This is a genomic window from Methylomicrobium lacus, assembly GCF_041897535.1.
Lineage (GTDB): Bacteria > Pseudomonadota > Gammaproteobacteria > Methylococcales > Methylomonadaceae > Methylomicrobium > Methylomicrobium lacus_A.
Map to the genome: position 1 here is coordinate 2,269,185 of NZ_CP169217.1, position 13,316 is coordinate 2,282,500.

At 51.5% G+C, this 13,316-nt stretch carries 9 protein-coding genes, 2 tRNA genes and 5 rRNA genes (1 of these 16 only partly in view); 4 read left to right on the plus strand and 12 right to left on the minus strand.

The features are described from left to right. Positions 1 to 5: 5 nt before the first annotated feature. Together ACEPPP_RS09870 and ACEPPP_RS09875 are read right to left on the minus strand one after the other, a co-directional pair. Positions 6 to 176, minus strand: a complete 171-nt coding sequence (locus tag ACEPPP_RS09870; protein WP_024299032.1) for a rubredoxin — start codon at positions 174 to 176, stop codon at positions 6 to 8. Positions 177 to 276: 100 nt separating this feature from the next. Next, positions 277 to 387: a hypothetical protein gene (locus ACEPPP_RS09875; protein WP_374086258.1), complete on the minus strand. Its 111-nt coding sequence runs from the start codon at positions 385 to 387 to the stop codon at positions 277 to 279. A 157-nt stretch (positions 388 to 544) separates the two neighbouring features. On the opposite strand from ACEPPP_RS09875, the gene ACEPPP_RS09880 reads away from it, so the two are divergent. Then, complete coding sequence (locus tag ACEPPP_RS09880; protein WP_374086259.1) at positions 545 to 943, plus strand: hypothetical protein; 399 nt, start codon at positions 545 to 547, stop codon at positions 941 to 943. 106 nt (positions 944 to 1,049) lie between these two features. Then, entirely contained in the window at positions 1,050 to 1,706 is a 657-nt protein-coding gene (locus ACEPPP_RS09885; RefSeq protein WP_374086261.1) for a hypothetical protein, read from the plus strand. A gap of 76 nt (positions 1,707 to 1,782) precedes the next feature. On the opposite strand, the gene ACEPPP_RS09890 is transcribed toward ACEPPP_RS09885, so the two are convergent. From ACEPPP_RS09890 to ACEPPP_RS09900, 3 genes are read right to left on the minus strand one after another with little or no spacing between them, the layout of a single operon-like run. Then, positions 1,783 to 2,148 carry a DUF2784 domain-containing protein gene (locus ACEPPP_RS09890; RefSeq protein WP_374086263.1) on the minus strand — a complete coding sequence of 122 codons (366 nt, stop codon included), beginning with the start codon at positions 2,146 to 2,148 and terminating at the stop codon, positions 1,783 to 1,785. A 16-nt stretch (positions 2,149 to 2,164) separates the two neighbouring features. Beyond that, the gene (locus ACEPPP_RS09895; RefSeq protein ID WP_374086264.1) at positions 2,165 to 3,595 is read right to left on the minus strand and encodes an RtcB family protein; all 1,431 of its coding nucleotides are present in this window, start codon (positions 3,593 to 3,595) and stop codon (positions 2,165 to 2,167) included. Between the two features lie 12 nt (positions 3,596 to 3,607). Next, on the minus strand, positions 3,608 to 4,039 hold the full coding sequence (locus ACEPPP_RS09900) for an archease (protein ID WP_374086267.1): 432 nt from the start codon (positions 4,037 to 4,039) through the stop codon (positions 3,608 to 3,610). Between the two features lie 131 nt (positions 4,040 to 4,170). Between ACEPPP_RS09900 and ACEPPP_RS09905 the strand changes: the two genes are divergently transcribed. Beyond that, entirely contained in the window at positions 4,171 to 4,497 is a 327-nt protein-coding gene (locus ACEPPP_RS09905; protein ID WP_374086268.1) for a cupin domain-containing protein, read from the plus strand. Positions 4,498 to 4,655: 158 nt separating this feature from the next. Next, positions 4,656 to 4,847, plus strand: coding sequence for a hypothetical protein (locus ACEPPP_RS09910; RefSeq protein WP_374086270.1), 192 nt, complete (start codon positions 4,656 to 4,658; stop codon positions 4,845 to 4,847). Between the two features lie 52 nt (positions 4,848 to 4,899). On the opposite strand, the gene rrf (ACEPPP_RS09915) is transcribed toward ACEPPP_RS09910, so the two are convergent. From rrf (ACEPPP_RS09915) to ACEPPP_RS09945, 7 genes are all read right to left on the minus strand, one after another. After that, positions 4,900 to 5,015, minus strand: a 5S ribosomal RNA gene (gene rrf, locus ACEPPP_RS09915). 148 nt (positions 5,016 to 5,163) lie between these two features. Then, positions 5,164 to 8,057, minus strand: a 23S ribosomal RNA gene (locus tag ACEPPP_RS09920). 300 nt (positions 8,058 to 8,357) lie between these two features. Continuing rightward, a tRNA-Ala gene (locus tag ACEPPP_RS09925) sits at positions 8,358 to 8,433 on the minus strand. Between the two features lie 78 nt (positions 8,434 to 8,511). Next, positions 8,512 to 8,588, minus strand: a tRNA-Ile gene (locus ACEPPP_RS09930). A 64-nt stretch (positions 8,589 to 8,652) separates the two neighbouring features. Beyond that, positions 8,653 to 10,187, minus strand: a 16S ribosomal RNA gene (locus tag ACEPPP_RS09935). 561 nt (positions 10,188 to 10,748) lie between these two features. After that, positions 10,749 to 10,864, minus strand: a 5S ribosomal RNA gene (gene rrf / locus ACEPPP_RS09940). A gap of 148 nt (positions 10,865 to 11,012) precedes the next feature. Continuing rightward, positions 11,013 to 13,316: ribosomal RNA gene (locus tag ACEPPP_RS09945) — 23S ribosomal RNA — on the minus strand (it continues 590 nt past the right edge of the window). The 16S, 23S and 5S rRNA genes sit together here with 2 tRNA genes alongside, the layout of an rRNA operon.

Below are 13,316 nucleotides of genomic sequence, written 5' to 3' on the forward strand. Positions count from 1 at the left end.
TGCGCTTATTCGATCAACTCAAAATCACTTTTGACGGTGCCGCACTCGGGACAACGCCAATCGTCCGGAATATCTTCAAAACGCGTACCGGGCGCAATGCCGCCTTCCGGATCGCCCTCGCGTTCGTCATAAATGTGGCCGCAAATCGTACATTCGTATCTTCTATATTCGGACATGAAACTCCCCCCTGCGTTAAAACTCAAACCGGATCTGCTCGAAGCAGTTATTAGGATGACTGTATCAGTTCTACAGCCATTTTCAAACCGGCAATAGCGATTATTTTTTAAACGCCAGCCAATCCGCCGCATTTTGCCGGTAGGCTCTGACCGCCTGCCGCTCGCGCACCAAAAAGTTTCCGACCGCCGCCGCAAAGCCTGCATCCTTCAACCCGTGTGCTGAATAGTTGATGACGGGCTCGAAAGCGTGATGCCCGATAAAGGAGTATTCAGCAAGGGAGGTAAAGAATTTATGGGTTTCACTTATCGGCAAAGCAAAGAATGGTTAGAATGAGCTTCCTTTTCTTGTAACAGATCGGAGGCCGAAAATGAGTTTTAAAAGCAGTCTAGTCAAACTCGCCATCAAAATGACGCCGAACTTCCTCGTCAGATGGGTCGCCAACTTCATCCTGAAGGGCATTGCCGAATTATCGGAATTTAGCTTCGATATCGACGCACGCACAGCCTATGTGCAGGCAACGCTTTACGGCGAAACCGAACCGATTGATATTTGGGTGCATGATTTTGGTATCGTCAGCGATGAGGAATCGCATTATTTGACGATTCATCAAGCGCAGTCGAACAAACCCTGGTTGAATAATTTACTCGCCCGCATCGCCGGAAAAACATGGAAAATTCCTGCAATACCGCAATTTCAGGACGAAATTGAGCTTGCCTCCGAGCTATTCAAAACCGAAAGTCTGGACGCCGAAAATGATCAGAGCTAATCGCATGGCCATCGAACAAGAACCGATGCGATGATCGTTAAATTTTAACTTTCACCGGCTCGCCGAAGATAGAAACGGTTTATTCAATCACTTTTAAAGGACGGTTATGACCCTTCCAAAATCAGAGTTAACCCTGCAACGCTTGCAGATATTAAAAGATTTTGACGACGACATCATAGATCAGCTGCTGCACAGCGTTTCTACCTACACCGTGCAAAAGCATAAGACTCTCGCCAACCAGGCCGAAGAGATTCAGACCATTACCGTGCAAGACGGATTGGATGCGGAATGGCTCGCCGCCCTGCTCGACGACGATCGCACCTTTTTAGATGAGGCGCATAAGCTGATCTACGAGCTTGCGACCGCCCTGCTCTATAAAAAAATCGAAATCACCACGAGACGGGTCCTGGCCGCCGTCTTTCCCGGTATTGCCGCCGAACCGCCCCTTAAGCTCGAAAAACTGAACAAATATTTGCGCAAACAAGGCCTCGAAGTCGAGTTATTACCGAATTACGAGGCCATCAACGAAGTTCGGCACCTCTATAACGACATTAAGCAAGGCGGCATTGCAGGCAAAAAACTTGCCGCCTATCCAGGATGGGAAAAGGGAGAAGCGCTACAAAACCTGGATGCCGCCTACAAAAGGCTGGCTCCGCTATGCGCAAGCTACATGAAGGAATTGATCGAAATGCTCATGTTTCATTTAAGTCGCGAGCCCTTAAATGACGAAACGAATGAAGAGGAAATCGATAGCGGCGATTAAATCGGCGAAAAACCCTACTGAGCCACTGCAAGACTGCCAGGTTCAAATAGCGATGGATGCATTTGTCATTGCGGCTTCACCTTGCCGCTTTCGCCCGATAAATAACTTTTGCGTAAATCAGCAGATTCAGCGCAATGACGACGGTGCCTAAACCGATTTGTATTTCCCTGGTAAGCCCGGAAGGATAGATGATCGGCATGATGTAGTGTTCGATAAAATCGCTGGCGTATTGACCGCCGCTTGCCGAACGCAGCCGGTTTTCAAGATAAGTCAAAGGGCAGATCCAGCCGGCGAATTCGATCAAGGCGCCCCAGATCGCGGCGGGCAAATGCAGCCAGATCAGTTTTGGCCATTTCAAAACCAGCAGGCCGCCGAAAATCACGAACAGAATGAAGCCGAAATGCAGCACGACGACCAGGTCGGCGAGCAGTTGATTCGGCATATAAGCCGCGCCCTTCCTAGCCTTTGATGCAAATGACCGGTTCCAGCCTTGCGACTTTGCGCGAAAGGCCTGCCTTATCCGCCGCATCCACCACCGCGCTGACATCCTTATAGGCGAGAGGCGCTTCTTCGGCGATGCCGCGTAGCGACGGGCTTCGGATCAGGATGCCTTGCCTGGCCAGATCATCGACCAGTTCCCTGCCCCGCCATTGTTTGGTCGCCTGATGCCGGCTCATCGCGCGCCCGGCACCATGGCAAGAAGAACTGTACGCGCGCCGTTCATTGTCTTTGGCTCCGCATAAGACATACGAACAGGTGCCCATCGAGCCGCCGATCAGGACCGGCTGACCAACATCCTTGAAGGCGGTGGGTAATTCGGGGTGGCCGGGGCCATAGGCACGCGTGGCGCCTTTGCGGTGGATGAACAACTCTTTCATTTGGCCGTTGACCTTATGCCTTTCCACCTTACAGGTATTGTGCGACACGTCATAGAAAAGGTCGAGCCTGGCACCCGGAAATATCGAGGCCACCGCCTGCCGGGTCAAATGGGTCAGTATCTGGCGATTGGCCAGCGCGCAATTGATACCGGCGCGCATCGCGCCGAGATAGCGCTTGCCGAGCGGCGAATTGATCGGCGCACAGGCAAGCTCCCGGTCTGGCAGGGCTATTTTGTACTGGCTGGCCGAGACCGCCATATCTTTCAGAAATTCGGTGCCGATCTGGTGGCCCAGGCCCCGAGATCCGCAATGAATCGTGATCACGATATCGTCTATCGCAAGCCCGAACCGTGCCGCGATCGTTTGGTCGTATATTTCGGTAACCCGTTGCACTTCCAGATAATGATTGCCGGAACCCAGAGTACCCATTTCATCGTGCTGTCGCTCGCGGGCTTTCGCGGAGACTTCCGAGGGATCGGCACCCTTCATGCATCCTTGCTCTTCGGTGCGCTCCAGATCCTCCGCTTCGCCGAATCCCCGATCGACCGCCCATTGCGCACCGCCGTTCAGCATCGCGATCATTTCGTTATGATTCAAACTGATTTTGCCTCGGCTGCCGACACCGGCCGGAATCGCGCGGGAAAGTTCATCGGCGAGGCGATGCTTCTGCTCCAGAATGTCTCTGATGGTCAGGCCGGTATGCAAGGTGCGCACGCCGCAGGAAATATCGAAACCGACGCCACCGGCCGAGATCACGCCGCCCTGGTCCGGATCGAAAGCGGCCACACCACCGATCGGAAAGCCATAGCCCCAATGCGCATCGGGCATCGCATAGGCCGCATCGACGATGCCGGGCAAGGTCGCGACATTCGTGATCTGCTCATAAACCTTCTGGTCCATGTCGCGGATCAGACTTGCATCCGCATAGATCAGCGCAGGCACGCGCATCGCGCCTTTCTTTGGGATTTCCCAACAGGTTTCATCGCGTTGAATCAATTGACCGGTATCCATCGCTAGTCTCCTCTACACATCGACGATGCATTGTGCAACCCACATTTCGTTGGTATTTTGATAAACCCGCAACTCGGTAAACGTCGCGCCTTTAATTTCGACGGCCGGCTGGTGTTTGTCCCTATCAACCAACTCGCCGAATGCGGTTGCGGTTAATAGCTCTTTATTGATGGCCACCTCGAAACGACCGAACAATAAATCTTTTGTCGTCATTTGAAAAATCAGCTCGTTGATCCAATCATAAAATAATATATCGGGGTCGGCCGCCGAGCAGGTGATCGACAACGACCGGGTTAGCTTGATTGCGTCCGGATCGGTGATCACTGCGATCAAGGCAAGCGCGGCTTGTTCGAATGACTCAGCAAGCGTCGACGCGATGCCGCGAATACCGATATCGGCATCATGATCAAAATGTTCCCAATGAGGGTCGGCAGCGTTATTCATCAATAGACGTGAGTTTTTTTATTCCATTAAGACACCGTTCGGATTGATCCGTTGCAATAAGCTGATCGATTAAGCATTTTTTCGGGTAGTATCCAATTCGTATATGGCCACTGTTTTAAGAGGACTTAAATTTGCTAGCGATCAATAATTTATTTTCCGGCTTGCCCGAGCAATTACCGAATGAACTTTTTGAACCTATTTTGCAGCGAAATGGCATCGAAATCGAACGGATTATTTCGAAAGGCCATCAGACACCTGCGGGGCAATGGTACGATCAGGATTGGGATGAATGGGTGTTGCTGCTGCGAGGACAGGCAACATTGGTTTTTCAAAATGAAGCGGAGCCGATTCATCTTCAACCGGGGGATTATTTATTGATTCCGGCGCATTGCCGTCACCGGGTCGAATGGACGGATCCTGCCGGTAAAACGATCTGGCTGGCCATCCATTGGCGCTAGATTCGGTTCATACTACATTCAGTCATTGCGGCTACACTTTAACCTAACAGTGAAATAGTACCTAGGATTAGTTGATCTTTTATAGGTAAATCGAACAAACTTTCCATATCATAGTCCCAGAAGGGACCTCTGAACGAAAATAGCAAGTGGTGACGACAATGAACGAATTTGATCAACAGAATGCAGCGGCTCGTGCCCAGAGCAACGTCATCGAGTCGCTTTCTCGGGAATTCAATGGTCTCAGCTTTTATGGGCTGGAATATGTCATTGAGGATTTTTTTCAACCGAATAGGATAAAGCCGACAAATTTTGCCCATTCAGACGTGGATTGGTTCGGATTGTACGACTAATCTCCAGGCAAAAAAAAACCCAAGCCATGCGGCTTGGGTTCTCGGATTAAGAGCTTGGCAATTCCCTACTTTCGCATGGCAACCTGCCACACTATCATCGGCGCTAAGCGGTTTCACTTCCGAGTTCGGGATGGGATCGGGTGGTTCACGCTCGCTATGGTCACCAAGCAAACTGGTGCGGTTGACGATGAGGGTCAACCTTCGGCAGGGTTGTCGCCGTGCCTTGGAAATCTGTAACATTCGGTTCTCTTGCAGTAAAGCGTCAGCTGCTACTGAAGTTTTCTTCTTCAGCACACCCAAACCGATTGGGTGTTATATGGTCAAGCCTCACGGGCAATTAGTACACGTTAGCTACGCCCATTACTGGACTTCCACACCGTGCCTATCAACGTCGTAGTCTTCGACGGCCCTTCAGGGGACTTGAAGTCCCAGTGAGATCTCATCTTGGGAGGGGCTTCCCGCTTAGATGCTTTCAGCGGTTATCCTGTCCGAACATAGCTACCCGGCAATGCCATTGGCATGACAACCGGAACACCAGCGGTTCGTCCACTCCGGTCCTCTCGTACTAGGAGCAGCTTCCCTCAAATCTCAAACGCCCACGGCAGATAGGGACCGAACTGTCTCACGACGTTCTGAACCCAGCTCGCGTACCACTTTAAATGGCGAACAGCCATACCCTTGGGACCTGCTTCAGCCCCAGGATGTGATGAGCCGACATCGAGGTGCCAAACACCGCCGTCGATATGAACTCTTGGGCGGTATCAGCCTGTTATCCCCGGAGTACCTTTTATCCGTTGAGCGATGGCCCTTCCATACAGAACCACCGGATCACTATGACCTACTTTCGTACCTGCTCGACCTGTCCGTCTCGCAGTCAAGCACCCTTATGCCATTGCACTCATTGCATGATTTCCGACCATGCTGAGGGTACCTTCGTGCTCCTCCGTTACTCTTTGGGAGGAGACCGCCCCAGTCAAACTACCCACCAGACACTGTCCCCAATCCGGATTACGGATCTAGGTTAGAACTTCAAATAAACCAGGGTGGTATTTCAAGGTTGGCTCCACAGAAACTGGCGTTCCTGCTTCAAAGCCTCCCACCTATCCTACACAAGTCGATTCAAAGTCCAGTGTCAAGCTATAGTAAAGGTTCACGGGGTCTTTCCGTCTAACCGCGGGTAAACTGCATCTTCACAGCTATTTCAATTTCACTGAGTCTCGGGTGGAGACAGTGTGGCCATCGTTACGCCATTCGTGCAGGTCGGAACTTACCCGACAAGGAATTTCGCTACCTTAGGACCGTTATAGTTACGGCCGCCGTTTACTGGGGCTTCGATCAAGAGCTTCGCTTGCGCTGACCCCATCAATTAACCTTCCAGCACCGGGCAGGCGTCACACCCTATACGTCCTCTTTCGAGTTTGCAGAGTGCTATGTTTTTGCTAAACAGTCGCAGCCACCAATTTTATGCTACCTTTCTCGGCTCCATGAGCAAGTCACTTCACCTAACAAAGGCGTACCTTATCCCGAAGTTACGGTACCATTTTGCCTAGTTCCTTCACCCGAGTTCTCTCAAGCGCCTTAGAATTCTCATCCCACCCACCTGTGTCGGTTTAGGGTACGGCCACTCGTAACCTGAAGCTTAGAGGTTTTTCTTGGAAGCATGGCATCAGTCGCTTCGCCGCTCCGTAGAGCAAGCTCATCATTACCTCTCAGGATTGAACGCCCGGATTTGCCTAAGCGTTCTCCCTACGGGCTTGCACTGCCTATTCCAACAGGCAGCCGACCTAGCCTTCTCCGTCACCCCATCGCAGTTACGACCGGTACAGGAATATTAACCTGTTTTCCATCGACTACGCCTTTCGGCCTCGCCTTAGGTACCGACTAACCCTGCGTCGATTAGCGTTGCGCAGGAAACCTTGGGTTTTCGGCGTGAGGGTTTTTCACCCTCATTGTCGTTACTCATGTCAGCATTCGCACTTCTGATACCTCCAGCCAACTTCTCAATTGACCTTCGCAGGCGTACAGAACGCTCCTCTACCACCACACTTACGTGTGATCCGTAGCTTCGGTACTATGCTTAGCCCCGGTAAATCTTCCGCGCAGGCCGACTCGACCAGTGAGCTATTACGCTTTCTTTAAAGGATGGCTGCTTCTAAGCCAACCTCCTGGCTGTCTGTGCCTTCCCACATCGTTTCCCACTGAGCATAGATTTTGGGACCTTAGCTGACGGTCTGGGCTGTTTCCCTTTTCACGACGGACCTTATCACCCGCCGTGTGTCTCCCGTGCTCGAACTTGCTGGTATTCGGAGTTTGCATCGGGTTGGTAAGTCGGGATGACCCCCTAGCCGAAACAGTGCTCTACCCCCAGCAGTTATACACGAGGCGCTACCTAAATAGCTTTCGAGGAGAACCAGCTATCTCCGAGCTTGATTAGCCTTTCACTCCGATCCACAACTCATCCCCTACCTTTTCAACGGGAGTGGGTTCGGTCCTCCAGTCAGTATTACCTGACCTTCAACCTGGTCATGGATAGATCGCCCGGTTTCGGGTCTAATCCCAGCGACTGAACGCCCTGTTCAGACTCGCTTTCGCTACGCCTCCCCTATTCGGTTAAGCTTGCCACTGAGATTAAGTCGCTGACCCATTATACAAAAGGTACGCAGTCACCGAACAAAGTCGGCTCCCACTGCTTGTACGCATACGGTTTCAGGATCTATTTCACTCCGGTCTCCCCGGTTCTTTTCGCCTTTCCCTCACGGTACTAGTTCACTATCGGTCAGTAAGGAGTATTTAGCCTTGGAGGATGGTCCCCCCATGTTCAGACAAGGTTTCACGTGCCCCGTCCTACTCGTTTTCACATCTAGCACGTTTTCGTGTACGGGGCTATCACCCGGTATCGCTGGACTTTCCAGACCATTCCACTAACGTAAAAAATGCTTAAGGGCTAATCCCCGTTCGCTCGCCGCTACTAAGGGAATCTCGGTTGATTTCTTTTCCTCCGGGTACTTAGATGTTTCAGTTCTCCGGGTTTGCTTCCAGCACCTATGTATTCAGTGCAGGATGACTAGGTTATCCTAGCCGGGTTTCCCCATTCGGAAATCCGCGGATCAGGGTGTGTTTGCAAACTCCCCGCGGCTTATCGCATGCTACAACGTCCTTCATCGCCTCTTACTGCCAAGGCATCCACCGTATGCGCTTATTCACTTGACCATATAACCCCAATAAGTCTGGAAGTTATCAGTCAGCTGACATTTTCGCTTTTTCTGCTTGAGAACGTGTTCTGTTTCCCTTACACTTTGACGAACTTGAACTCGCATCATTTGCATGACCGATTCGCCTTCCTCTCTGTGCAGTTCACTCGAACTCGTTACGCCACTTCACAGCAGTGATACTGTGTCGTGACTTTGTTACAGATTTCCATTTTGTTAAAGAGCTATCGATACATTACTGCATCAATTCGATAGAGCCTTCCGTGGGAAAGTTTTCCTTCCCAAAACCCTATGGAATTGATGGTGGAGCCAAGGAGGATCGAACTCCTGACCTCCTGCGTGCAAGGCAGGCGCTCTCCCAGCTGAGCTATGGCCCCAATGTCGGTTTAAAACAGCTTGCAAGGCAAAGCTTGCACTTTGCACCTACGCCTTTCGCCTTTTTTCACCTTGGTCATTGGTGGGCCTAGGAGGACTTGAACCTCCGACCTCACCCTTATCAGGGGTGCGCTCTAACCAGCTGAGCTACAGGCCCAGGCTCATGTCTTTCTGATCAAAATAATTTGTTGTGGATGCTCATGATGCCTCAAGCATCTTTGTAAGGAGGTGATCCAGCCCCAGGTTCCCCTAGGGCTACCTTGTTACGACTTCACCCCAGTCATGAATCACAAAGTGGTAAGCGCCCTCCTTGCGGTTAGACTACCTACTTCTTTTGCAACCCACTCCCATGGTGTGACGGGCGGTGTGTACAAGGCCCGGGAACGTATTCACCGCGACATTCTGATTCGCGATTACTAGCGATTCCGACTTCATGGAGTCGAGTTGCAGACTCCAATCCGGACTAGGACCGGCTTTGTGGGATTAGCTTACTTTCGCAAGTTCGCAGCCCTCTGTACCGGCCATTGTAGCACGTGTGTAGCCCTACCCATAAGGGCCATGATGACTTGACGTCGTCCCCACCTTCCTCCGGTTTATCACCGGCAGTCTCCCTAGAGTTCCCAGCATGACCTGTTGGCAACTAAGGATAAGGGTTGCGCTCGTTACGGGACTTAACCCAACATCTCACGACACGAGCTGACGACAGCCATGCAGCACCTGTCTCAGAGTTCCCGAAGGCACTCTACTATCTCTAACAGATTCTCTGGATGTCAAGGGTAGGTAAGGTTCTTCGCGTTGCATCGAATTAAACCACATGCTCCACCGCTTGTGCGGGCCCCCGTCAATTCATTTGAGTTTTAACCTTGCGGCCGTACTCCCCAGGCGGTCAACTTATCGCGTTAGCTGCGCCACTAATCTTACGAATAAGACCAACGGCTAGTTGACATCGTTTACGGCGTGGACTACCAGGGTATCTAATCCTGTTTGCTACCCACGCTTTCGTACCTCAGCGTCAGTTTGAGTCCAGAGAGGCGCCTTCGCCACTGGTGTTCCTTCAGATCTCTACGCATTTCACCGCTACACCTGAAATTCCCCTCTCCTCTACTCAACTCTAGTTACCCAGTATCAAATGCAGTTCCCAGGTTAAGCCCGGGGCTTTCACATCTGACTTAAATAACCGCCTACGCACGCTTTACGCCCAGTAATTCCGATTAACGCTTGCACCCTCCGTATTACCGCGGCTGCTGGCACGGAGTTAGCCGGTGCTTTTTCTATCGGTAATGTCATACTGCCAGGTATTAGCTGACAGGTGTTCCTCCCGATTAAAAGTGCTTTACAACCCTCAGGCCTTCTTCACACACGCGGTATTGCTGGATCAGGCTTGCGCCCATTGTCCAATATTCCCCACTGCTGCCTCCCGTAGGAGTCTGGGCCGTGTCTCAGTCCCAGTGTGGCTGATCGTCCTCTCAGACCAGCTATGGATCGTCGCCTTGGTAGGCCTTTACCCTACCAACTAGCTAATCCAACGCAGGCTCATCTGTTAGCGCGAGGTCCGAAGATCCCCCGCTTTCCCCCGTAGGGCGTATGCGGTATTAGCGTGAGTTTCCCCACGTTGTCCCCCACTAACAGGCAGATTCCTACGCGTTACGCACCCGTCCGCCACTCGTCAGCGCCCGAAGGCCTGTTACCGTTCGACTTGCATGTGTTAAGCATACCGCCAGCGTTCAATCTGAGCCATGATCAAACTCTTCAGTTCAATCTTGTTTGCCACTGTAAGATGTGGCCAATCTTGGCTCGACTACAGAATTAAACGTAAATTACTTGAATTAACGTAAGTTCTTGTGTCGAATGTTTTATAATGCATGACATTCACCACAAGCACCCACACAAATTATTTTGATCGTCTTTTTAAAGAGCTAGGACTTTCGCCCCGTTGAGTCGGACTATTATAAAGACTTTTTATAACTTGTCAAACTCTTTTTTCAACTTCCTTTGCGACCATCCCTTTCAGGATGAGCCCAGGCTTCTTGCCTGGTTTTTTGACAGAAAAAGGACTCCTCAGAACCCTTATTCTGGCTAAAATGCATGTCAGGTATTTTTGACTGTACCCATCGCACGATGGCCTGCAAAACTCTTCGAGAGTCAAGACTTTTAGCTATCGCTGGCGATTAAAATGCGGATTCCCCGTTGACGTCAATGCTTCGACGTCAATATTGTCAAGATCCTTAGGATCTGTAGAGTTTGCTTAGCGCAAATCTGACGGGTACTAAATTTGAGTAAAAACCCAAGCCATGCGGCTTGGGTTCTCGGATTAAGAGCTTGGCAATTCCCTACTTTCGCATGGCAACCTGCCACACTATCATCGGCGCTAAGCGGTTTCACTTCCGAGTTCGGGATGGGATCGGGTGGTTCACGCTCGCTATGGTCACCAAGCAAACTGGTGCGGTTGACGATGAGGGTCAACCTTCGGCAGGGTTGTCGCCGTGCCTTGGAAATCTGTAACATTCGGTTCTCTTGCAGTAAAGCGTCAGCTGCTACTGAAGTTTTCTTCTTCAGCACACCCAAACCGATTGGGTGTTATATGGTCAAGCCTCACGGGCAATTAGTACACGTTAGCTACGCCCATTACTGGACTTCCACACCGTGCCTATCAACGTCGTAGTCTTCGACGGCCCTTCAGGGGACTTGAAGTCCCAGTGAGATCTCATCTTGGGAGGGGCTTCCCGCTTAGATGCTTTCAGCGGTTATCCTGTCCGAACATAGCTACCCGGCAATGCCATTGGCATGACAACCGGAACACCAGCGGTTCGTCCACTCCGGTCCTCTCGTACTAGGAGCAGCTTCCCTCAAATCTCAAACGCCCACGGCAGATAGGGACCGAACTGTCTCACGACGTTCTGAACCCAGCTCGCGTACCACTTTAAATGGCGAACAGCCATACCCTTGGGACCTGCTTCAGCCCCAGGATGTGATGAGCCGACATCGAGGTGCCAAACACCGCCGTCGATATGAACTCTTGGGCGGTATCAGCCTGTTATCCCCGGAGTACCTTTTATCCGTTGAGCGATGGCCCTTCCATACAGAACCACCGGATCACTATGACCTACTTTCGTACCTGCTCGACCTGTCCGTCTCGCAGTCAAGCACCCTTATGCCATTGCACTCATTGCATGATTTCCGACCATGCTGAGGGTACCTTCGTGCTCCTCCGTTACTCTTTGGGAGGAGACCGCCCCAGTCAAACTACCCACCAGACACTGTCCCCAATCCGGATTACGGATCTAGGTTAGAACTTCAAATAAACCAGGGTGGTATTTCAAGGTTGGCTCCACAGAAACTGGCGTTCCTGCTTCAAAGCCTCCCACCTATCCTACACAAGTCGATTCAAAGTCCAGTGTCAAGCTATAGTAAAGGTTCACGGGGTCTTTCCGTCTAACCGCGGGTAAACTGCATCTTCACAGCTATTTCAATTTCACTGAGTCTCGGGTGGAGACAGTGTGGCCATCGTTACGCCATTCGTGCAGGTCGGAACTTACCCGACAAGGAATTTCGCTACCTTAGGACCGTTATAGTTACGGCCGCCGTTTACTGGGGCTTCGATCAAGAGCTTCGCTTGCGCTGACCCCATCAATTAACCTTCCAGCACCGGGCAGGCGTCACACCCTATACGTCCTCTTTCGAGTTTGCAGAGTGCTATGTTTTTGCTAAACAGTCGCAGCCACCAATTTTATGCTACCTTTCTCGGCTCCATGAGCAAGTCACTTCACCTAACAAAGGCGTACCTTATCCCGAAGTTACGGTACCATTTTGCCTAGTTCCTTCACCCGAGTTCTCTCAAGCGCCTTAGAATTCTCATCCCACCCACCTGTGTCGGTTTAGGGTACGGCCACTCGTAACCTGAAGCTTAGAGGTTTTTCTTGGAAGCATGGCATCAGTCGCTTCGCCGCTCCGTAGAGCAAGCTCATCATTACCTCTCAGGATTGAACGCCCGGATTTGCCTAAGCGTTCTCCCTACGGGCTTGCACTGCCTATTCCAACAGGCAGCCGACCTAGCCTTCTCCGTCACCCCATCGCAGTTACGACCGGTACAGGAATATTAACCTGTTTTCCATCGACTACGCCTTTCGGCCTCGCCTTAGGTACCGACTAACCCTGCGTCGATTAGCGTTGCGCAGGAAACCTTGGGTTTTCGGCGTGAGGGTTTTTCACCCTCATTGTCGTTACTCATGTCAGCATTCGCACTTCTGATACCTCCAGCCAACTTCTCAATTGACCTTCGCAGGCGTACAGAACGCTCCTCTACCACCACACTTACGTGTGATCCGTAGCTTCGGTACTATGCTTAGCCCCGGTAAATCTTCCGCGCAGGCCGACTCGACCAGTGAGCTATTACGCTTTCTTTAAAGGATGGCTGCTTCTAAGCCAACCTCCTGGCTGTCTGTGCCTTCCCACATCGTTTCCCACTGAGCATAGATTTTGGGACCTTAGCTGACGGTCTGGGCTGTTTCCCTTTTCACGACGGACCTTATCACCCGCCGTGTGTCTCCCGTGCTCGAACTTGCTGGTATTCGGAGTTTGCATCGGGTTGGTAAGTCGGGATGACCCCCTAGCCGAAACAGTGCTCTACCCCCAGCAGTTATACACGAGGCGCTACCTAAATAGCTTTCGAGGAGAACCAGCTATCTCCGAGCTTGATTAGCCTTTCACTCCGATCCACAACTCATCCCCTACCTTTTCAACGGGAGTGGGTTCGGTCCTCCAGTCAGTATTACCTGACCTTCAACCTGGTCATGGATAGATCGCCCGGTTTCGGGTCTAATCCCAGCGACTGAACGCCCTGTTCAGACTCGCTTTCGCTACGCCTCCCCTATTCGGTTAAGCTTGC

What these genes read in the sequence shown, in the direction of transcription:
- ACEPPP_RS09870 (WP_024299032.1), bottom strand. Translation starts at nt 176, where the DNA reads ATGTCCGAATATAGAAGATACGAATGTACGATTTGCGGCCACATTTAT.
- ACEPPP_RS09885 (WP_374086261.1), top strand. Translation starts at nt 1,050, where the DNA reads ATGACCCTTCCAAAATCAGAGTTAACCCTGCAACGCTTGCAGATATTA.
- ACEPPP_RS09910 (WP_374086270.1), top strand. Translation starts at nt 4,656, where the DNA reads ATGAACGAATTTGATCAACAGAATGCAGCGGCTCGTGCCCAGAGCAAC.
- ACEPPP_RS09880 (WP_374086259.1), top strand. Translation starts at nt 545, where the DNA reads ATGAGTTTTAAAAGCAGTCTAGTCAAACTCGCCATCAAAATGACGCCG.
- ACEPPP_RS09890 (WP_374086263.1), bottom strand. Translation starts at nt 2,148, where the DNA reads ATGCCGAATCAACTGCTCGCCGACCTGGTCGTCGTGCTGCATTTCGGC.
- ACEPPP_RS09900 (WP_374086267.1), bottom strand. Translation starts at nt 4,039, where the DNA reads ATGAATAACGCTGCCGACCCTCATTGGGAACATTTTGATCATGATGCC.
- ACEPPP_RS09895 (WP_374086264.1), bottom strand. Translation starts at nt 3,595, where the DNA reads ATGGATACCGGTCAATTGATTCAACGCGATGAAACCTGTTGGGAAATC.